Origin of the sequence: Desulfovibrio inopinatus DSM 10711 (assembly GCF_000429305.1) — a bacterium.
GTDB classification, from domain to species: domain Bacteria; phylum Desulfobacterota; class Desulfovibrionia; order Desulfovibrionales; family Desulfovibrionaceae; genus Alteridesulfovibrio; species Alteridesulfovibrio inopinatus.
On sequence record NZ_KE386881.1, the window covers coordinates 65732 to 88147 of the forward strand.

At 49.0% G+C, this 22416-nt stretch carries 15 protein-coding genes; 7 read left to right on the forward strand and 8 right to left on the reverse strand.

The features are described from left to right. Positions 1-4: 4 nt before the first annotated feature. Positions 5-1294, reverse strand: coding sequence for an efflux RND transporter periplasmic adaptor subunit (locus G451_RS31615; protein ID WP_051261884.1), 1290 nt, complete (start codon positions 1292-1294; stop codon positions 5-7). A gap of 199 nt (positions 1295-1493) precedes the next feature. Between G451_RS31615 and G451_RS31620 the strand changes: the two genes are divergently transcribed. Beyond that, positions 1494-3131: a response regulator gene (locus G451_RS31620; RefSeq protein ID WP_051261885.1), complete on the forward strand. Its 1638-nt coding sequence runs from the start codon at positions 1494-1496 to the stop codon at positions 3129-3131. Positions 3132-3191: 60 nt separating this feature from the next. Here the strand turns inward: G451_RS31620 and G451_RS0124850 are convergent, their stop codons facing one another. Genes G451_RS0124850 through G451_RS0124865 form a run of 4 tightly spaced genes read right to left on the reverse strand, consistent with a single transcriptional unit; the run spans position 3192 to position 8815 of the window. Beyond that, positions 3192-4082 carry an RluA family pseudouridine synthase gene (locus G451_RS0124850; RefSeq protein ID WP_027186350.1) on the reverse strand — a complete coding sequence of 297 codons (891 nt, stop codon included), beginning with the start codon at positions 4080-4082 and terminating at the stop codon, positions 3192-3194. A gap of 58 nt (positions 4083-4140) precedes the next feature. Continuing rightward, the gene (locus tag G451_RS33360; RefSeq protein WP_051261886.1) at positions 4141-6660 is read right to left on the reverse strand and encodes an ATP-binding protein; all 2520 of its coding nucleotides are present in this window, start codon (positions 6658-6660) and stop codon (positions 4141-4143) included. Between the two features lie 21 nt (positions 6661-6681). Then, positions 6682-7782, reverse strand: a complete 1101-nt coding sequence (locus G451_RS31630; RefSeq protein WP_051261887.1) for a lipocalin-like domain-containing protein — start codon at positions 7780-7782, stop codon at positions 6682-6684. A gap of 40 nt (positions 7783-7822) precedes the next feature. Continuing rightward, positions 7823-8815 carry a DMT family transporter gene (locus tag G451_RS0124865; RefSeq protein WP_342663776.1) on the reverse strand — a complete coding sequence of 331 codons (993 nt, stop codon included), beginning with the start codon at positions 8813-8815 and terminating at the stop codon, positions 7823-7825. A 23-nt stretch (positions 8816-8838) separates the two neighbouring features. On the opposite strand from G451_RS0124865, the gene topA reads away from it, so the two are divergent. Next, positions 8839-11088, forward strand: a complete 2250-nt coding sequence (gene topA, locus G451_RS0124870) for a type I DNA topoisomerase (RefSeq protein WP_027186352.1) — start codon at positions 8839-8841, stop codon at positions 11086-11088. A 184-nt stretch (positions 11089-11272) separates the two neighbouring features. Here topA and hgcB read toward each other — a convergent pair whose 3' ends face one another. Next, complete coding sequence (hgcB, locus tag G451_RS0124875; protein WP_027186353.1) at positions 11273-11554, reverse strand: mercury methylation ferredoxin HgcB; 282 nt, start codon at positions 11552-11554, stop codon at positions 11273-11275. A 15-nt stretch (positions 11555-11569) separates the two neighbouring features. Next, entirely contained in the window at positions 11570-12454 is an 885-nt protein-coding gene (locus G451_RS0124880; RefSeq protein WP_051261888.1) for a universal stress protein, read from the reverse strand. Positions 12455-12844: 390 nt separating this feature from the next. On the opposite strand from G451_RS0124880, the gene G451_RS0124885 reads away from it, so the two are divergent. From G451_RS0124885 to G451_RS31645, 4 genes are all read left to right on the forward strand, one after another. Continuing rightward, positions 12845-13912, forward strand: a complete 1068-nt coding sequence (locus tag G451_RS0124885) for a GGDEF domain-containing protein (RefSeq protein ID WP_027186355.1) — start codon at positions 12845-12847, stop codon at positions 13910-13912. 283 nt (positions 13913-14195) lie between these two features. Further along, positions 14196-15215: a S1 family serine peptidase gene (locus tag G451_RS31635; protein WP_027186356.1), complete on the forward strand. Its 1020-nt coding sequence runs from the start codon at positions 14196-14198 to the stop codon at positions 15213-15215. Positions 15216-15458: 243 nt separating this feature from the next. Next, a complete protein-coding gene (locus tag G451_RS31640; RefSeq protein ID WP_169727939.1) occupies positions 15459-17435 on the forward strand; it encodes a M1 family metallopeptidase in 1977 nt (658 codons plus the stop codon). Positions 17436-17446: 11 nt separating this feature from the next. Beyond that, positions 17447-18307, forward strand: a complete 861-nt coding sequence (locus G451_RS31645) for a ChaN family lipoprotein (protein ID WP_051261890.1) — start codon at positions 17447-17449, stop codon at positions 18305-18307. 101 nt (positions 18308-18408) lie between these two features. Here the strand turns inward: G451_RS31645 and G451_RS34730 are convergent, their stop codons facing one another. Next, entirely contained in the window at positions 18409-20715 is a 2307-nt protein-coding gene (locus tag G451_RS34730; protein ID WP_051261891.1) for a methyl-accepting chemotaxis protein, read from the reverse strand. 422 nt (positions 20716-21137) lie between these two features. On the opposite strand from G451_RS34730, the gene G451_RS31655 reads away from it, so the two are divergent. Further along, the gene (locus G451_RS31655) at positions 21138-22409 is read left to right on the forward strand and encodes an EAL and HDOD domain-containing protein (protein WP_034644001.1); all 1272 of its coding nucleotides are present in this window, start codon (positions 21138-21140) and stop codon (positions 22407-22409) included. Positions 22410-22416: the final 7 nt, after the last annotated feature.

The window sequence follows — 22416 nt, forward strand, 5'->3', positions numbered from 1 at the left end:
CCTGTTATGGCGTTTGTTTGGTCTGAGACGATGGGGCCGAGGTCGGGCTCGTCGATGACGAACCGGAGCTCTCGGATGCAGCTGTCGACGTAGACGCCGCTGCACCATTCGCTTTTGGTGTCTTTTGCGCCGCCTCACCGCCTTGTTTCTCGTTGTCAGAGAGAATCTTCACGGTAACCCCCGGGCGCAACTTCAGTTGACCATCTGTCACAACCACATCACCGGCTTTCAACCCACTTTTGATGACATACTGCCGCCCCATTTCCCGTTCGATTTCTACCTGGCGGAGTTCCACAGTCTTGTCAGATTTTACGACAAAGGACGATCGTCCCTGTTGACTTTCCATAACGGCCACATTCGGAACAACGACTGCGTTTTTTTCGATACGCAATGTGAGTGCCGCTTCAACAAATTGCCCTGGCCACAATTTCAGGTCGTCGTTCAGGAATTCGGCCTGGAGGCTAATCATACCGGTCGTTTCATCAACGGTATTATTGACAACCGTCAGCTTGCCTTTATGAGGATCGCCACCACCTTGCGGTGTGACTGCAACGGTCAGGCTAGCGTTCTTTGCATACTTTTGAATCTCAGCAAGATCGACTTCCGGCAATGAAAAAAGCACATTGATAGGCTGTACTTGATTCACCGTAACAAGCTCGGTGGAGTTTGACATGACAAGATTGCCCTGTTTGACACTCAGCAAGCCAGCGACCCCGGAAACCGGAGAACTAATGAAGCAATACCCTAAATTGATATTCGCTGTTTTTAGGGTCGCTTGATCGTACTGAACTTGTTCCAAAGCTGCCTCATAAGCTGTACGATACTGTTCGTATTCATCCTCACTTACGGCATTGCGTGCAACAAGATCTTTATACCGCAAAAAATCGCGTTCAGATTGCTTTGCTTTCGCTGTATCAAGCTGTAACTGCGCCTGCGTTTCGGCAACTTTGGCTTGATACATTTCCGGGTCAATAGTGAACAGCTTTTGTCCCTGTTGCACCATATCACCTTCATTAAAATGAATTTCCTTCAAAATTCCCGTCACCTGAGCCTGAATACGCACTGTATTCTTTGCTTGCACATGCCCAATACCATTGAGATTATCAGGGGCATCCATGCTTTTCACTGTTATCGTTTTCACAGGAACAGGCGGAGGAGGACCGGAGGCTTCTTGTTTTTTTTCATTGCAGCCGCTAAACGAAACCAATACCAAGAGACAGAACGCCAAAACCATTGGTTTTCGCCAACCGTCAGACAATAACCCATTGACTTTGCGGTCAAATTGATAATGCATAGACTCCCTCGATATGGCGTTGACAAAACGTTTTTCTCCCCAATATGTACCAGCTTCTCTAGCGCTTTGACGTAATCAGGGCAAGGCTTAGTCCTGTTTTTTGACAAAAAGTGTTTTCATTGACAAAGATTGCGAAGATGAGTTGTACAAAGAGGCTGGCACACAGTCCACGAACGGTTTCGTCGCGCAAGGATCGCCTATGTCGAGTTTTTGTTTCTCTTTTTTTCTCCTTACAGAAGACATGCGACCGCAAAAAATGCTGTCACAAGCCTTCAACCTGGCGGGCCATAGCCTCACGATATTCCAAGATCTTGATCGCATGCTCGCACAGTTGTGCGTATCTTCCGATACAATACCGCAGGGAATTCTTCTCGACAAAAACATGAAAGATTTACCGAATGTGGCGGCAAGTATCCATAGCACGAATTTCGGCCTGCCCCTTGCTCTTTTCGGCGAGGAAGTATCCACCGAAGATCTTTTCCTCGCAATGCATATTCAGGCTGTTGATTTCGTTACACTGAGCACTTTGGACAAAACGAGTGTAGAAAACGTTATCGAACGTCTTTGTGCAGCATTCGATCGCACCGCAGCGCTCCACGCACGCATTCGCGACTTGGAAACGAAAACAGCCCACCTTGAACAAGCGCACCTCATCCTTGATGCTCGAACTCTCAAAGCCGAACAAGATGCCGAAGAAGCTGAAAGCACGAAAGCGCTCATTTTGGCTAATATGAGCCATGAATTGAGAACACCTCTCAACAGCATTCTCGGTTTTAGTGATCTCCTGCTTGAATCCAATGACCACCCACAATGTCAAGAATACCTTGAATACATCAAGTCTTCGGGACAACATCTTCTTGAGTCAATAAACGATCTGCTCGATTTGTCAGATATTGGCTCGGGACGACTCGTCATCAGAAGTCAGGCGTTTGACCTTCCCCCGGTTCTCCAGGCACTTGGTTCATTTCTCAATCAACGCGCTGCAGCGAAAGGCATCGTCACTCTGCTTGATATCGCCGAGAATATCCCGGCGACCGTCGTTGGAGATTGCGAACGAATCAAACAGGTTCTGCTTGAATTTTTTTCCAATGCTGTCCGGTTCACGGATTCAGGGACGATAGAACTACGCGTCCATTGTGCTCCGCAATCCTTCAAACAGGACAAGGTCCACATTCATTTTGAAGTTCGCGACACAGGTATCGGCATCGCCGCAGACAAGCTGCACGATGTTTTTTCCTGTTTCACTATTGCGGAAGACCATTTACGCAAAGGACGCTGTGGGGCCGGCCTCGGGCTCGCCGTATGTCATGATCTGATTGAACAAATGGGGGGAACGGTAGATATACAAAGCGAACCAGGAGCTGGTACGGCCATATCCTTTGCACTCCCTTTTACAATCCCTGCGAGAATGTTGCGTACGTCCCAACCGCTGTCACTGCTGGTGGCCGAAGACAATCCGCTCAACCTTGAATTTTTGAGCTGCCTTTTACGTGACCTGGGGCATGAAGTGTATCCAGTACGAGACGGCATCGAACTGCTCGCCGCACTGAAAAAACGGCCTTTCGACATGATTATGCTCGATATCCAACTTCCTCGTCTGGATGGACTGACAGCAGCCCAACGCATCCGCAACAATACAAGCGGAGCATTCGACCCCAATATCCCCATTATTGCCGTCACAGCGTATAATATGCCAGGAGACAAGCAGCGCTTTCTTGATGCCGGAATGAACGGGTATATAAAGAAACCCCTTGATCGGTATTCCATCAAGCTCGCACTCGCTGAAGTCTTGGGGGAGCAGATCAACACCCAAACACCACACATTTCAACTGCATGATCTCAAGACAGTATGTAAATTATGAAGAAGGCCGAGAAGCCCCCAACCATTCGGTAGGAATCAGAAAGGAGTCAGATCGTCTTCGGAGACAGCCATATCGCCTTCCCAGTCAGGAAGCACAGATACTGTGACTTCAGGAAGAGTGATTCGCCAAGCATGAAGATGTAATGGCCCTCCACCACCTCCATATTTCATATCACCAAGGAGTGGATGGCCTCGTGATGCAAGTTGTACCCGGATTTGGTGTGTACGGCCCGTCAGCAGACGAACCAGAACAAGGCTAAAATTTTTTCCTGGTCGAAGGGGCATGAGTTCAGCCTCTGCCCGTTTGCCCGCACCAACGACAACGCGTTCTCGACCAACCGGACCAGCCTTGCCAAGCGCATCGACCAAGTGCGCAGGAGCGTCGACCCGCCCTTTAGCCACAGCAAGATAATCCTTACCGATCCCTCCGAAACGAAACATCTCCTGTAATCGTCGGAGGCCTTCATAGCTTGTCCCCGCCAACAATACTCCCGAGGTATCGCGATCAAGCCGGTGCGCCGGTGTTGGCTGAAAGGGGGCTTCGGGAAACATCACCGCCAGCCGGGCCGCAACACAATCCGTCCAGCCCGTTCCCGGTTGCACGGGTAAACCGGCAGGTTTGTTAATGGCCAAAACACCATTGGATTGATAGAGAATGGGCAGAAAAAGACGCTCGTCGCACGCTTGTGTTTCGTCGTTGGGTTTCTCTGGCTCATCCAAACGAACAGGAGGAATCCGCACCGTTTGTCCGACACGAAGTCGATCAAACGGTTTTGCCCGACGGCCATCTACACGCACCTGCCCTGTACGTACAAGACGCATGAGAAGCGATTTCGGCACATCTTTTCCCAATCGTCTGGACAAATACTGAAACAATTTCTGTCCAGCTTCCTCAGGAGTTACAACACAGTGCGAAACACTCGGCATGACAACAATCTCTTCAACACATAGAATATATTAAAACAATAACAATGTGTTGTAATTATTAGAGGTTAAGACGACCCAAAGCCATAGTAAGATCATTCCGTGTTACGGGCTTGGCTACATACCCATTCATGCCGGCTTCGAAAAATCGTTCCCGATCTCCTTTTATAGCATGGGCCGTCATCGCAACAATTGGAATCGTCCGAACTCGAACCATATCTGGATGTTCACGAATTTGCCGAGTTGTTTCAATCCCGTCCATCCCCGGCATTTGCACGTCCATAAAAACGGCATCAAAGGTGTCGCTTTTTAATATCTCCAAGGCATCATTGCCGCTTCCGACGGACTTGACCTGATGTCCGGATTTCTCCAGCAGACGCGTGGCAACAAGCCGGTTAATTTTGTTGTCATCCACTACTAAAAGTCGCAATGGCCGTATTCCTTCATCTTTTGTGTGTTCAATCGTTGTCGGTTCATGAACTTTTTCTTGGGGAATATGAAGACGAACCTTAAAAGAAAACGTAGAGCCCTTCCCCGGTTCACTTTGTACGAAAATATCACCGCCCATAAGACGAGCAATATGGCGAGAAATACTCAGGCCCAAGCCCGAACCGCCAAAATTCCGATTGTATGCACCTTCAGCCTGAGTGAACGAAATAAAGATGCGTTCCAGATCCTCTGGTTGAATACCGATGCCTGTATCCTGCACATGAAAAACGAGATCAATCTCATTTTTTGATGCCGTATTTGGAGGTGTTCGATTTTCTATCTCAACAGAGATTTCTCCTTGAGAAGTAAATTTTACAGCATTTCCAATTAAATTAATAAGCACTTGGCGTATGCGAACCGGGTCTCCCCAAAGGGTCTCAGGAATAGATGAATCAACCTTCCAGACAAGATCAATTTTTTTCTGTGCAGCCAGCACTCCGAGACTGTTCATAATCATCTGAATGACATCATGCAATTTGAAATCAATCGCATGAAGCTCAAATTTCTGGGATTCAATCTTGGAAAAATCGAGAATATCGTTAATGAGATCAAGAAGTGAAACGGCCGAAGCCCGTAAATTCTTCAAATGAGCTGCTTGCTCATCATTCAGGCTCGTCATATCGAGAATATCTGTCAACCCCAATATGCCATTTAACGGCGTGCGTATTTCATGGCTCATATTGGCCAGAAATTCGCTTTTGGCCCGATTCGCTGCTTCAGCCGCATTTTTCGCCAACCGTAAAGTCGCTTCGTTTTTTTGCAGTTCATCAATCTCTTCACGTAACTGCGTGTTTACGAGGTGCAAAGCCTTCGTCCGCTCAAGAACCTGACTTTCAAGTTTGTCGGAATAATGTGCCAATGCATTTTGGGCAGCAACATGGTCCGTCATATCTTGCATCATAAGAAGGCCAGAGATAATATTATCGTTTTGTCCTGTAATAGGCAGTGCCCACACTTTGTATGTCTGCTTTCCACACGAAATGTTTATCACACTATCTTTCCCGACAAAGACATCTTGCATTGCAGAGGCCAATTCACTGATCTTATCAAATGAAAAAATATCGAAAACGGAATGGCCAACTACACTGCCACAACGTAAACCAAGCTCATCAAGTTTTCGGCCATGAATAACAGAAAATTTCAAGTCGGTGTCAAAGAGCATCACCACGCCATTAGGAAAGTTCTCTGCCAGAGTGCGGTACTGTGATTCACTTTCTCGAAGACGCTCTTCTGCTCGCTTCTCCTGACTCATATCCTTGAAGATGGTAACGATTTCGTCCGAAGGTAAACGAAAAACCTCATTCTCCGTCCACCGTGTAATACGTTCATCTTGATACAAAGATATTGGGTGGCGTTGTGATTTTCCCGTTCGCCAAACCTGACGAAACACGTCAATCAATCCGAACCGTTCAACAGAGGGAAAGAGTTCTCGAACACGCTTTCCCATGACTTCCTGATGTGAAATGTTGCCGAAACGCTCACCGGCAGGATTAATATACTTGAAAATAAAGTCATCACCATCATCGACAGCTTCGTAAATAGCCAGGGCATCATGTATAGACTCAAATATCTGCCGAAATCGTGATTCACTCTCCTTAAGAAGACGTCTATGTTCAGTCAGTTCGGTAATGTCGAAAATCGACATCATCATACCGTCAAACGTCCTTTGTGCATTAAACAACGGCGTCGCATCAACGGATACAGATATGCGTCGACCATCGGCACGTACAGCAGCATGAAGGTATCCAAAGACGGGAGAACCTGTCGTTTTGACGAGGGAAAACGGCAAATCGTCTTCGAGAATGGGATTTCCATCGGTATCGGTTATCTGCCAATCCAGCCCAGCATATGAAGAGTTTTCAATTTCACTGCGTTGAATTCCCAAAAGTAACTCTGCGCGTTCATTGGCAAAGACAATCAATCCATGACAATCGATAAGAATCAACGCAATAGGACACACCTGCATCAATCTTTCGAAACAACCTTGCTTTGTCCATGGCTCGACACGCTGACGCAGACGGTCGTTTTCACGGCGAAGAAATGCGATTTCGGCAAGCAGCCCTTCTCGTTCGTGTGTTTCGATGTCGGCCATGATTACTCCACATTCTTGGTACTACATACGCCCGTCAAGGCCTCCGGCATACCCTGTCATCTCAACATATCCTACGCCTTGAATCAATGCGCCTTTTGCCGTTCCTACGACATCCACTGCCCCTTCGTAATAGATCACGCCCGTTCTTTCAGCGGTCACCATTTCCTGATTTGCAAGAATCGGCGAGATCTCCACACTCAATTGTAAAGGCTGCAACGTAAAAAACCATTGAGATGGATAGATGGTTCCGGTTTCCGGACTTGTCCATGTTTCAGCGATATCCAAAGACATGGCTTCACGTGGAATGAGACGTATTTCTCCCGTTGCCGCCACCCATGTGGCGCTGACAAACGGAAGCGTTGAGACGTCATCAGGACGCATGACAAAGAGCATAATTTCGTCGCCCGTACTGAGCTGCAGACTAAACCAATCCCAGCCTGCAATACCTTTATCAAGGATTTTGGATGAATATTCATGATCCATCCAGGCCGTTCCGGATACTGATATGATTTTTCCATCACGCATCACATGACCGGACGCCATGAGTCGCGTGTACGAAGAATAACAACTCGCGCTATCTCGCGCCGGTCCCTTTTGTGAGTATCCTTTATCTCCATGAAGAATAATCGGCTTTTTGGCTGCAAGATCAAGCGTAAAAGCGATGCCTCCTGTCTCAGCATGCACAACAAGTCCAGATATAGTAAATCGAATGCGATTGCGTTTCATGGAGATGACAACATCATCCCCTTCACGCGTGCTCCCTGCCAATCCCGGTCCGGCACGGACCATATCTTCGGCATGGTCATGACGGTTATGTTCGACATCGGTGACAGCCGCATGAACAATATAGAGTTGAGGAGTGCGCCATGCCGAGACTGAAGCAATGTCGTCCGAAACCGGATGAAGCCGACGGCGAAAAATGGTGAGCTGTACACCATACCGATTCCCTGATGGATCATGGAGGTTGGCCGTAACATACCACCATTCCGTTCGATGAAGGTCATGACTTTGATGATCATCAGGAAAAACCAAATGACACGGGCCGTCAATCACGGGATAGGAGCCAGCCCAAAGTGGAGTGCAGATAAGGCACCACAGAACGGCTATGAAATATCGCATCATGGTGCAATTTATATCATGTCTTAAAAAAATGGAAAAGTTTTCAGGCTCGATGATGACCGAGATGCTGCACAGCCAACCCTACCATAATACAAACCAGCCCGATCAGCGTGGACCACGCAATAGTCTCACCGACGATGAAGTGAATAAAGACGAGGGATAAAAAGGGAGAAATAAAGATGAGATTTCCTACTTTTGCTGCACTTTCAGAAAGTTTCAATGCGCTTCCCCACAGCACGAATGTCAATCCCATTTCGAAAAACCCGACATAGGCCGCACTCAGTACCCCACTCCACGACGTCACCACAGGAGAAGACCACAACAAACAAATAAGTCCAGAAAAAGGTAAGCTCATCAAAAAATTGAGAAAAAGCCCAACAACGGGATCACGATCATCACGAGTCGCTGCAATCCAATACCCTGCCCATAATATTGTGCTGATCAACGCGAAAAAGACGCCCCATGGATTAGAAAAATGGAGGCCGGTGACGTCTCCTCGTGTCGCGATGATAACCACGCCAAGATAACTTATGGCAGTCGCCGCCATATCGGACAGGCGCCACTTCTGCCCAAGGAACAGTACCGACATGATTGCCAGCGTGATCGCCCATGTATAATTCAACGGTTGAGCTTCCTGTGCAGGCAACCGATCATAAGCGGCAAACAATATTAAATAATACAAGCAGGGATTGATGAGACCCAACACCACTGAACGCCGCAATTCTGGCAAACCAACGGCAAACGCCGACCGCAATTTCCCGGTAACCCCGAGTACCACGGCCAACGAAAGAGTTGAAAAGATCGAGGCATACAAGACAAGCTGCACCGGATCGAGATGCGAAAGTGACACTTTGAACGCCGAGGCGACCGTGGACCACAATCCCACGGCAGCCAGGCCGTGCACATAGGCTTTGGTCTGACGTTTCATGGGCGGACTATGGAGGAAGCCCGTAACACTGTAAAGAAAAAGCATAATCGGTTTTGTCTGTTCCGACATTCGTGCGACAAGCCCGGCATAAGCTTGCCAAGCTGCCATCCAATGTATATAGCCTTCAAGCCATGAACAGCGGACTTATCATTGTGGAATCGCCAGCCAAGGTGAAGACCATCAAAAAGTTTCTCGGCAAAGATTATGCTGTGGAAGCTTCGGTCGGTCACGTGCGCGATTTGCCGACAAAAAAACTCGGTGTCGATGAGGAGAAAGGCTTCGAGCCTGAATACGGCGTCATCCAAGGCAAACAAAAAATCGTTACCAAGCTGCGCCAAGCTGCAAAGCAAGCGGCCACGGTCTACCTCGCTCCTGACCCGGACCGTGAAGGCGAAGCGATTGCCTGGCATGTTGCCGAACTCATCAAGACGGCCAACTCCAATATTCAACGCATCCAGTTCAACGAAATCACCAAGCGTGCCGTTAAGGAAGCTTTGGAACACCCCAGAGAAATCAACGAGAAACTGTTTTTGTCACAACAGGCTCGTCGAATTCTCGACCGACTTGTGGGGTACAAGGTCTCCCCGCTTCTCTGGAAAAAAGTAAAGCGAGGGATTTCGGCCGGCCGAGTGCAATCGGTCGCGTTACGCTTGGTTGTTGAACGAGAAAAAGAACGGCGTGCATTTGTTCCTGAAGAATACTGGTTATTCAAAGCCTTAGTTGAAGGTGCAGTCAAGCCGGAATTCTGGATCGATTTATGGAAGGTCGACGACAAGAAACCTGTCATCGGCTCCGCCGATGATGCCAAGGCGCTGGAAGAACGCCTTGAAGGTCAACCGTTCGTTGTTGCCGACATTGCGGAAAAAGAGCGAAAAAAAACGCCGCCTCCGCCATTTATTACTTCCACGCTCCAGCAAGCTGCGAACCAGCGGCTTGGATATTCAGCCAAACGCACCATGGGCGCGGCGCAGCGGCTCTATGAAGGGGTCGATCTCGGCGAGCGCGGAACAACAGCGCTGATCACCTATATGCGTACCGACTCGGTGCGTGTGGCTGCTGAAGCACAGGAACAGGCCAAAGACTTTATCATCTCCACATTAGGCGCCGACTACTACCCGGAAAAAACCCGCTTTTTCAAATCCAAAGGAAGTGCTCAGGACGCCCACGAAGCCATTCGGCCCATTGATGTGAGCATCACACCGGACAGTATTCATTCCACCCTCTCCGGAGATCTCTTTCGGCTTTACAAGCTCATCTGGGAACGTTTTGTGGCCTCACAAATGGCTCAGGCACGGTTTTGGGACACAACCGTCACCGCTGAAGCCGCCGCCACAAAATGGCGTGCCAAAGGTGAACGCCTTATTTTCCCCGGATTTCTCAAAGTGTACGGTATGGACACGGGGCAGCAAGCCAAGGTGTTACCCGAGTTGCAAAAGGGTGAAACGCTCGCGCTGTTGGAGATGAAGAAAGAGCAGAAATTTACCCAGCCGCCACCACGCTATACCGAAGCTTCCCTTGTGCGCGAACTCGAAGAAAAAGGGATTGGCCGCCCGTCGACGTACGCTGCCATCATCTCCACCCTGCTTGATCGCGACTACGCCAAGCTCGAAGAAAAACACTTCGCGCCCAGCGAACTTGGTTTTACAGTCTCAGATTTGCTTTCCGACCATTTTACGCAAATCATGGACGTCGGCTTTACCGCAGGCATGGAAGAAGCCTTGGACAAAGTGGCTGACGGCTCCATTGACTGGCAAAAACTTTTGGCCGACTTCACAGGCGAATTCAATCCGACCCTTGAAAAGGCGGCTACCGAAATGGCCGCGGTCAAGGCCGGTATGGAAACCGGGCTGACGTGCGACCAGTGCGGCAAACCCATGGTCATCAAATTCGGTCGAAATGGTGAATTCCTCGCTTGCTCGGGCTATCCCGACTGTAAGAACACCATGGACTTCACTCGCGACGAAACCGGCAACATCACACCGATCAAACGCGAGCCGGAAGAACTCAAACCGGTGGGCGTCTGTCCGGAATGCGGTAAAGACCTTGTCCTCAAAAAAGCACGGACCGGCTCACGGTTTATCGCTTGCACCGGATACCCCGATTGCAAATACACCAAGTCGTTTTCCACCGGTGTCCCTTGTCCCCGTGAAGGGTGTGACGGCCAGCTTGTCGAAAAAAGCTCACGCCGCGGCAAAGTCTTCTATGCGTGTGACAACTACCCCAACTGCGATTACGCGACATGGAATTGGCCTATCGCCAGAGCGTGCCCGCAATGCGATTTCCCTATCCTGACCAAAAAGACCACAAAAGCCCGCGGGGAACACATCGCCTGCCCGGAAAAAGGGTGTGGGTACATTGAAGAGTTAGACGAAGAGAGTTAACGGACGGTTCTTAAATCACTCGGTAAATTGATTGTGCTCATGGCTGTACGGAAAGGGGGGGTCCCCCTTCCCGTATCGTATACGTCGTTCTTCCAAGCCAACGAAATCGTTAGAAAGAAATTTATCCGGAGTAAAATTTTTTTCAAAAGCGTTCTTGCACCTATCACCTGTAGAATCTCTCTTTTCAGCAACAGGCCGTCCCTTTGGAATTATCCTTTTTGAACCACGTCTGAATGAGATACGAGGCGCACCCCACGCCCGGGGTGACGGTCAGAGCGTGTGTGGGGCAGTTCAAAGCGCAGGCTCCGCATTCCATGCAAGCGTCATGGTCCACAATCACGGCCATTCTGTCTTCAACACGTAAGACACCATGTGGGCAGACGATTTCACACATCCCACAGCCCACACAGGCTGCAGGATCAAGGACAAGCGTAGAAACGTTATCGAGATACCGAAAATCATTCATGTACTTTGCTCCGCACTACTTGCTTACCCAGAGGGCACTTCGAGTGATTTTCCGTAACAAACTGGTGCTGACCGACCCGGGGAAAAGCTTATCCATAGCTGACGGTGCGCCGGCCTGTCGGCCAACGGCCACGACGGCATAATCATTGTCGACGGACTCTTTAAGGATTGTGTCTGCTGCCGATTTGGCTTTCACCACTTTGCGGTCGATCAAACTTTCGTCGATATGATTCGAGAGGAGTGCCCCCCGAGCTTCTTCGAAAACCCGCTCGGCTTCATCCGGTGACATTTTACCATTATCAACATGAAACAAGGTGACGCGATGGCGATCCATTCCCGAAAGCATGAATCCGACATGGTCGGCCATACGAATACTTGGTCCAGCGTCTCCTAGACATAGCAACACATTCTTTCGTGCTGAAAATTCATGTTCCCGACAAATCCAAATGGGAAAATCAATCTGACGCCATAAAATTTGATGAGAAACACTGTCTTCCACCAGCTCGGTAAACCACCCGAGCCCACGTCGACCGAGGACAACGGCATCATACATGCCTTGATGCCCTTCGTGGATGATTTCCGGGACAGGTCCCATGCTCGTGTGAATAAGTTTCTTTTTCACACGGCTGGGGTCGCACATATGAGATGCAAGCCAGGAACGAGCGATTTCGAGGTATTCATGCCCTTTGGATCTTTTTCGTTTATCCAGCTCGAGAAGTGTTGCGGCTCCTGGATCAAGAGGGTCATACCCCGATACAGAGGAGCGCGGGGCGACATAAAACAAGGTAAAATGAAATTCACACGGACTTCCGAAAAAATGATCAATGAAGCGCAGATTGCTCGACGCGGTATGGTCATCTGAAATGGTCAACAGCAGACTTTTTTCGATGGGTTTTTCCATGGCTTCGCCTTTATGTAGCACGGGGTCTCGGGTTCTTGTTGACGGGACTTGCATAGGAGCTTAGCAGCGGGCAGACCCTCTCTCCTGCTTTCTTTTCATCTATGTTGAGATTGTTGCCAAAGGTCAAGGCAGATCAAAGAAAAAACCAATGTTTATACACCTCCCCAAACATGGTATAATGCTCATATTGGTCGCACCATTCCCTTTGAATCCCCGTGGCCTCTGCTTTTTCGTATTGATTTTTACGGGGTTTTCTGTTTTTTTTGTATCAAAGAAGGACCATACACTATTGAACGATCTAGAATGTAACACATTGATGTTGCTTCCCGAAAGAACATCATTACAGTCCCCGAAACCATCTTCCCCTTCTCATTCGAGCAAGTGATCGCTATGAAGAAACACCCCTCCCCCCCGAAAGACATTTCCTCCGACAAGTCAATGTGTTCGGAAGTCCTTTGCAACACATTGAGCAAGCTCGGTGTTCCGCGTGAAGCGAAGTGGAGGGCTCTCATTTTATATATGCGAAGTATAAAGGATTATGATTTTCTAACGGATTCTCAAAAAAGTAAAATTCAAAATCTTGTTGTGGATGTTTTGAAAAAGCGAGATTTTTCGGAGGAACGATTTCATAGCATTGTCATGGAAAAAGAACTGATTTTCAATGAGCCATGGAATGAAAAACTTCTCAATGCTGTCCGAGAAACAACGGAACTTATAGAACGATTTCAGAAAATTCTTTTTCGCCGCCGAAATGATGTCTCCGAGCTCAAAGACCGGACTGTGCATAAAATCGAAACGGCCGAGAGCATTGAAGAGGCCATTGGCGACATCAAGCAAGGATTTCAAGATCTCTTTCGAGCGATGGCAGAAGACGCCGAACAGCTTGATAAAATTAGCAAAACAGACGGCCTGACCAAACTCGACAACCGACGTGCATTTGACGAACGTTTAGAGTCGGCGTTGCAAACAGCACGTGAATCCGATCGTCCACTCTCCCTTTTGATGATGGATATCGATCACTTCAAAAAATTCAACGATACGTATGGGCATCTCATCGGCGACCAGGCTTTAACAACCGTCGCGAAGGTTATTCAAACAATTTGTAAAGACTTGGCCGACCAGGACCACAAAACAACATTTGCAGCTCGCTATGGAGGAGAAGAATTCACTCTCCTCATGCCCGATACGGATCTCCTTGAGGCCTGTGATATTGCGGAACTCATCAGGCGCAAAGTTGAAACATATAATTTTATCATCCGTGACCCGGATGGAAAAATCATCAATGCCGGCCTCAAAATCACCATCAGCATCGGCGCTGCCCAATTCGATCCCCAGTGGGACGGTAACGTTCTGGATAAACTTATCGATATGGCTGACCGAGGATTATACAAAGCCAAAGAACTTGGCCGAAACCGTGTGCAAGAATATCCTCCTAATACGGCTGGGATGTACTGCTGACGATGAGTATATCATGTACCCAAAAACCAAAACAGTTGGTCAGGAGAAATAATACGTCTGTAAACTCTTGTGAGGAGACCCACAGAGTATTCCCGCGCAGTGGACAATAAAACGTACAGGGAAAACTCCGTATCCGCCTTGTGAACAATATTCATCAAGCTTCCCCTCACATCTATGAAAGGCATAACTCCCTTTGTCACGAAAGAAAGATCCAAGTCCTTTCTTTACCCTTCCATGTTCAAGACTTATAGAGAAGAAAGGCCATCACAAACAGGGAGGGTATATGCGATTTTTTCGCGCTGTTTTCTACATTGCTGGCTTCACGCTCCTGGTAATGTTCTTAACGACCACAGCCCGCGCAGACGTCTCGCCCGCGCCGCTGACACAGGCGACGGCTCGCATTATCGGCGGCATCGAAACCGACCCGAGCGACTGGCCGTTCATGGCTGTTCTCGTCGAAAATGGTGAAACACCAGAAAATGGTTTCCACTGTGGTGGTTCGCTTATTGCGGCAACGTGGGTCGTAACAGCGGCGCACTGTGTCGTTTCCAGCTGGGGAGCCGTCTCTCTTCCCAACGCAATAGACGTGTACCTGGGAAAGCACCTGCTGAGTGACTCGAACGGACAAAAATTCAGTGTCAAACGCGTTATTCCGCATCCCAATTACGATAATGACACCGCAAACAATGACATTGCGCTGTTGGAACTCAGTACAGCCGCTCCAACGTCGGTGTATACGCCGGTCAAACTCGTCGCGCAAAATGATCCGGATAACCTGACAACCGTCGGTACCATATCCACGGCGGTGGGATGGGGTGCGACCAATAGCGGCGGATACATTTACCCCGACGAACTGCGCCAGGTTAACCTGCCCATCTATGATTTCGAAACCGCGAAAGCCTCCTATGCCACTTACGGATACACTTTGACCGATACAATGCTTCCGGCTGGATACAGTGCAGGAGGCAAAGACGCCTGTTCCGGAGATTCGGGGGGACCGCTTCTTGTCCCGACAGCAGATAACTCCGAATATGTTCTGGCAGGAGTCACAAGCTGGGGAGAAGGATGCGCCCAACCCGACCTCCCTGGAATCTGGACCAAAATTTCCGTCCTGGCTTCATGGGTGACTAGTTATACTGACGAAACCGTCCCCTCCTACGACTTCTCCGACGCGGACAATGACGGCGTTCCCAATGTATGGGATGAATGTGCCGATACACCAAGTGGAACCCCCACCGATAATAAAGGGTGTCCAGCTGAAGTTACCCCAACAGTTGTCGTTATTCCGCTTTTCCCGGAATAAAGAGAATCGGGCCGAGGCAATTCGGCCCGATTGAAATGTTCTTCGCACATGGCAATACGGTCATTCATGCAGGCATCAAGCGCCTGCTCACGTCGTCTTTCTCCTGCCTTGCGTCCTTGACAAATTGGCGCTACCAACCGCGATATGATGAAATCTCTTCTTTGCCTGGGCATGCTCCTGTGTGGACTATCGCCACTATGCGCACATGCTCAATACGTTGAACACGATCTTCACGTGATTGTTATGCCGGAAAAAGGATATGTTTCCATCCAAGACGATATCCACGTACCGGCCGGGTCACCTGTTCATCTTCTTTTGTCCGCCGATATCGACAATTTCACCATGACCCCGCGTGCAGGAAGGCCACACTGGATAGGGAATCCCAAAGACCGTATAATCGATCCCGGCCCGGAAGGGGGCCGCATCCGCCTGCAATATGACGTACATCTCCCTTCTGCGAAAACCATTATCCCCCAGGGTATCGACAATCCGGGAATATACGCGAAGCCATATGCCCTGCCGAATGCCGTGTTCATTCCTCCTTCGCAACAATGGCATCCTCTTGTCGAAAACGATGATAATCAGTTTGTCGTCACCATTGATACACCAGTGCCACTTATTGCTGTAACATCCGGCGTATTCCACGGGGTATCTCATCATGAGGAGCGCAATCACACGACGTGGCATGTGTCTCCACAGCAGGAGCCCATGGCGCTGGTTGTTGGCCCGTTTACAACACAACGACAAGACGTAGTCCCTGTTCCCGTTCAGACGTTCTTTCTGGAGAAAAATGCAGGGTTGGCCCCACGATATCTCAAGGCAGCACAACAACATCTCGCATTTTACAACGCACTCTTCGGACCGTACGCCTTCGGACAATACGGGATTGTGGAAAATATTCTCCCGACGGGATATGGTTTCCCCTCATTCACCTTGCTCGGTTCTGCAGTGTTACGTCTGCCGTTTATCCCGTACACCAGTCTTCGTCATGAAATTGCCCATAGTTGGTGGGGAAATGGCGTTCTGGTAGATACGCGCCAAGGAAATTGGTGTGAAGGTTTGACGACGTATGTTTCCGATTATCTCGCCGCGGAAGAGCAATCCTCCGAAGCTGCCACCGATTACCGACTCACGGTATTACGCGACTTTACGGAACTCGCTGCCCATACCGACCTCCCCTTGTCCCGTTTTATATCCCGCACATCGCCAGCCAGTCGGGCCATTGGATACGGCAAAGCCATGTTCGTCTTTCACATGCTGCGAGACCGCGTGGGACATGACGTGTTTTATGCGACATTAGCCCAGCTTTACAGGGATCGGCTTCACCGTCCGACAACGTGGGCCGATATCGAAGCGGCCTTTGTCTCATCCGGCACCCTCCCACAATCTGAAGCGACGATATTTTTTGACCAGTGGTTAAATCGCTCCGGAGGCCCACAACTTCGCATCGATCCTCCTCAAATCACATCAAAGGGAACAACGTGGGAGATTGAAACCGACATCGTGCAAACGGGACAGGTCTATGCATTGCGACTTCCTTATACCGTGACAACATCCGCTTCTTCGGTTCAGGGCGTGCTTGATATGCAAAAGAGTCGTGCACACCTCCACATCACGACGACATCTCCCCCGCAAACGCTTGAAATCGATCCCAATGCCGAAGTATTTCGTGTGCTCTCACCTCACGAGCTCGGCGCTTCTGTCAATACGCTCAAAGCGGCCGATCGTTTCGTCGTCATTCTTGCTTCCCATCGTCCCGATTCGGATCGTATCGCCGCGACCAATCTTGCTGCCGGACTTGGCCACCCCAACGCCGTCATCCTCAAGGAACACGATGTGACCGCAAAAGATATTGAAGGCGCGGCCATCCTCTTTTTTGGTTCCCCACAATCGAATCAAATTGGTTTACCCCAAAATGTGTTCCCGGAATCCGGGTCGACAAAACTCAATGCAGAACAGGACGCCACATTCATCGTAAACAAAAACGTCACTGCATTTCCTCACCCAATTGCGATACTGACCCTGTCTCCGACAATTTCTCCCCAAGACCTTGCCGCCGTATCGCGCAAGCTCCCACACTACGGAAAATATGCCAGACTAAGCTTTTTGCATGGAAACAATACAGCGAAGTCCATTGCCGCATCGGCTTCGACTTTGCGTGTTATGCTGCATGTGTCCGAGCCGGACGTCCCCAAACCACCATCAACACACGATTCATAATGAGGTGCGTTATGCCACACGGCTTACGCGTAATATTGATGACAGGCCTACTCTGCGTACTGATACTCCTGAATGGTCAGACGAATGCCAATGCTTTGCAACTGTTTGATATCAAGACGCAGCGCCCTGTCTCTATAGAAACAGTCGCTCCGACATTAGCGGCTACTCAAATCGTTTCCGTGGGAGAACGCCATGGCAGCCGACGAGATCACGACGCACTCCAAAACATCCTGTCGGCCGTGCTTCCTCACAAAAAACAGCTCGCACTCGGGCTCGAGATGTTCCAGCATGAAAGTCAGTCAGAGCTTGATGCCTATCTCGATGGGGAACTTGACGACGCGGGTTTAGCTGCAGTGTTTGAACGAGATTGGGGACAGGGATTTTCAACCGTTTTACCACTGCTCCACTTTTGCCGGGACAATGGCATTCCACTTCTCGGACTCAATATTCCACGTGACATTACACGAAAAGTCGCGGCGCGTGGATTTTCATCGCTCGATGAAGATGAATTGTCCGAACTTCCCCCCATCACCTGTACGATCAATCCATCTTATGAAGATTTTTTACGTTCCATGCTGGGGGATCATCATCATGAAACTCGATCCTTCACATTCTTTTGTGAAGCGCAACGTGTTTGGGATGCCACATTTGCCGTCAATGCTCTGAACTATCTTGCAGAAAACCCGGAAAGTACCGTGTTCATACTCTGTGGCTCAGTCCATGCTTGGAAACCCGCGGTGCCCAGTCAAATACAACAACGCGCTCCAGAAACGACCCAGATTATCATTCTCCCCGACATTCCTCCAGGAGCTGTCATGACGACTGCCGACGGGGACTATGTGTTGCTTGATAGTCCCCAGGGGAATCCATAACGACAACATCAAAAATTCCCATGCTCTGCAGGCTGCAGAGCGCACAGTATGATATGTATGCTGGTTAAAGTGTGAAAAAAAAAGGGGCTGAGCCCCCTTTCTTAAAACCGTTCGAAATCGGCATCTTCGTTGTCTCGCCCCATATCGATTGCGATTCCACTTGTTGATGTTCTCACCGTTTTACTTTCCGTGGGCTTAAACGAGGTGATCTTTTTTTTCGGTCGATCAACACGAGCCTTCACGGTTCGAGAAGGAGAACGACGTTGCACGGAGTCATCGGTTTGGAAAAAGCCGACAGCTCGACGTAATTGCTGTGCTTGATTGGATAATTCCATTGACGTGGATGCAAGTTCTTCTGATGCCGCCGAATTTTGCTGAACAACTTGATCAAGTTGCTGTAATGCATTGTTGATCTGACTGGCTCCCGAGGATTGTTCCGTACTAGCTGCGGTGATCTCCTGAACGAGATCGGCGGTCTTCTTAATGTCGGGAACGAGATTCTCAAGCATCTTGCTTGCACGTTCCGCCACATTGGTGCTTTTCATCGATAATTCATTGATTTCACCGGCCGCAGCCTGGGAACGTTCAGCCAGCTTACGGACTTCAGACGCCACGACAGCAAACCCTTTGCCTTGTTCGCCTGCTCGCGCCGCTTCAATAGCAGCATTCAAGGCTAATAAGTCCGTTTGCCGAGCGATTTCTTCGATAATGGAAATCTTTTCGGCAATTTCCTTCATCGCTCCCATGGCTTCAGACACGGCCCTGCCCGATTCCTCGGCATGATTGGCTGCCTGCTGCGCAATCACTTCGGTCTGGCGAGAGTTGTCCGCGTTATGTTGAATGCCTGCCGACATTTCTTCCATGGAAGCGGACGATTCTTCTACACTCGCCGCCTGTTCCGTCGCTCCCTGAGACAAACTTTCCGCAGTGGCCGACAACTCTTCCGATCCGGACGCAATTTCTTCCGACCCGGCTTTGATCCCCATCACCACTTGATCAAGTCGTGAGACCATAAGGGACAGCGATTGCATAAGAGCATCATCATCGGAACGAACTTCGACATGAACACGCAAATCACCATTCGACAACTTCTCGGCTATTCCAGCCACGTCACGTTCGGCATTCACCATGGCTGTCAGAGAGCTCAGCAGCATATCGTTTTCTGAACGCGGTGCCGTTTCCACGCTTAAATCGCCGATACTGACGCGTGCCATCGCTTCAGCAACATTATGCTCTGCATACACAACTTGCTGCATAGCGGCATAAATACTACCCGGAATGACTTTACGTTCTTGAAATTCAATATCGAGATCGCCGGAAGCAACGCGTGTGGCCATATCGGCAATCACTTTGGGGTCATCGCCAAGTTGACGCATGACACCGCGTACAAGAAGATACGAGACGATCAGCGCTAATACTAACGCGACAAGAGCACTGATCGCTCCGGATGTGAGCATCTTCTTATCCATGCCCATCAACATTTCCGTGCGCGACAAATTAAAAGCGATATGCCAATCCCATGGCTCAAAATAATAAATATACGCGACCTTATCTTCGCCCTTGAACTGATATTCAACAAACGCGTCTTTGACCTTCAAAAATTCTTCCCCAAAGCTGAAATCCTTGATGTTGCTTTCTTTGAGGACTTTTTCGTCAGGATGCTCCACAAAACTGCCATCGGAGCGAAAAACAAACGCGTACCCATTGCCGCCCAAATGTGTTTCAGCAATGTTCTTTTCCAGTGCCGGCGTTAAAATCTTGCGCCCCACGTACAAGGCTGCGACGATTTGGCCATCAGCATCACGAAGCGGGGTATACGCTGTAAGATACCACGCATCGATCACAAAGGCCTCACCGTAAAAAGTCTCTCCGTTCATGACGGTTTTATACACCGGGCTCGACGCAGGAATGGCCGTCCCTAAAGCACGTTGCCCATCTGCAGTTTTGACATTGGTTGCAACGCGCAAAAGCATGCCGGGGATGACTTCAAAAATAGTAGCCGTTCCTCCCATCATGGATTGAACACGATCAACAAGCTGGTTATTTCCATTGATGGACGTGGTTCCGAAATAGAGGCGTGGAATACGCTTTTGCTCGGTGCTCTGATTGGATTGATCAACAACGGTCTGCTCCAACAGCTCCGTCGTATCCAAACGCGGCTCCCCCAAACGCTCCACTTCCGAAAGAACAAATTTCACATCTGCAGCAACCTTCTCTTGAATAATCTGATTCTGCACATAAACAGCATTATACAACCCCATGACCGCTGTCTTAACTGCCGATTTTCCCAATGTATTCAATGCATTTTCAGTTTGGACAAAATTTGCAACGCCTAAAATAGCAATGGCTGCCAATATGGCAAACAAAAACCCCAAAGTAAGCTTCCGAGCAAAACTGATGGATTTCATACCTTTCTCCCTATGCAAGTCCACATCATGAGAGCATGCGGTGCTGTCTTCTCAATTTATCCTACGTTCCACACAAGCGACGACGCTCTCTCCATCATGGCAACCCAATACCACGTATTGGGATATTCGACAGAGTCGTCAACCTATCTCGCATACCTTTGCACGTAAAAGGAGCAAACAGCATTTGTCATTTGAATTCACTACAAAAAGCGTTGTATCTGTCGATAGCGTTAGCATTTTCCTTGCACAGATGCCAACCAATACAAGTTTAACCTAAGAAGTTGTCTGTGTTACGAATACAATCGTGACAATATCGTTTCAGCATCAGCTTGTCGTATATTGGCACTTTTGCTAAACATATCTATAAGCGACCATAGAAGGCTCACCGTCTCAATTTTCAATGAATAAAGGACTCATCCTCCATGCAGATTCCTCTTTCTTCCTATGAGCCTGTCTTTATTGCCAGACAGCCTATTTTCAATCGAGGTCTGAAGGTTTGGGGATATGAACTGCTTTTTCGGCGAGGAACTGAGAATGTCGCTAACGTTATAGACGAAGACAAGGCAACAGCCAAAGTCATTGTCGATGGCTATACTCTTGCTCGATCCAGCATGGATCAGGCCGCCCGGGTGCTAATCAATTTTCCGGAAAACCTCATTCTATCTGGGGCAGCCAAAGCACTCTCCAAAAACGACTGTATCGTGGAAATTCTTGAGCACGTGCACCCGACAAACGACGTGCTTCAAGCTCTTGCCGACCTGAAAGATAAGGGGTTTAAGCTCGCACTCGATGACTTTTTCGGCGAACCGTCTATGGCTCCGTTTTTACGTTTAGCAGACATCGTCAAAGTCGATATCCTCGGCAAGTCACCGGACCAAATTTGTGAATTGTTCGATACGCTACAACACAGTGGGCGAGTGCTTTTAGCTGAGAAAGTCGAAACAAAAGAAGAGTTTAAATTGACCAAGTCGTTAGGATTCCATCTTTTTCAAGGATATTATTTCAGCAAACCTGAAATTGTTCCCGGCCGCAAAATTTCGGCTGGCAATGCGGGAAAACTTCGGCTTTTGGGTGAACTCACGCACGACGACATCAATATCGACCACCTTGCGCGCATTGTTTCAGAAGATATTTCACTGAGTTATCGTCTCCTCCAATACATCAATTCAGCCCGGTTTTCCATGCGGAGCAAAGTGAATTCAATAAAACAAGCCGTCATCAGACTAGGACTCAATCCGTTACGGGAATGGCTGATGCTCGTTGCCATGTCAGACATGGCACCATCTCCTCGAACAAAGGAACTCGCGAAGCTCTCCGCAACACGCGGTAAATTTTTCGAATTGCTCGGCCAAAATGCTCCCCTTGCCTTCAAACCTGAGAGCCTGTTCTTACTTGGTTTGCTGTCCAAACTTGATACATTGCTTGGCCAACCCATGTCCCAGACCATAAAATCTATGCCCCTGGCCGATGATATTCGCGACGCACTCAACGGAGAAAAAAACGAAGCGCGGCAATTTCTCGACATGGTACAATTTCTCGAAAGAGGACTCTTTGATGATGCAAGCCGTATCCTGCATCGACTTTCCATCCCCGCAGATCGAACAGCGTTGTTCCACGCCGACGCGCAACAGTGGGCTCATGAGATCATTAGTCTGGCACCGGAACCATCCCCAGGTAACAACGAGAAACATTGAATGCACA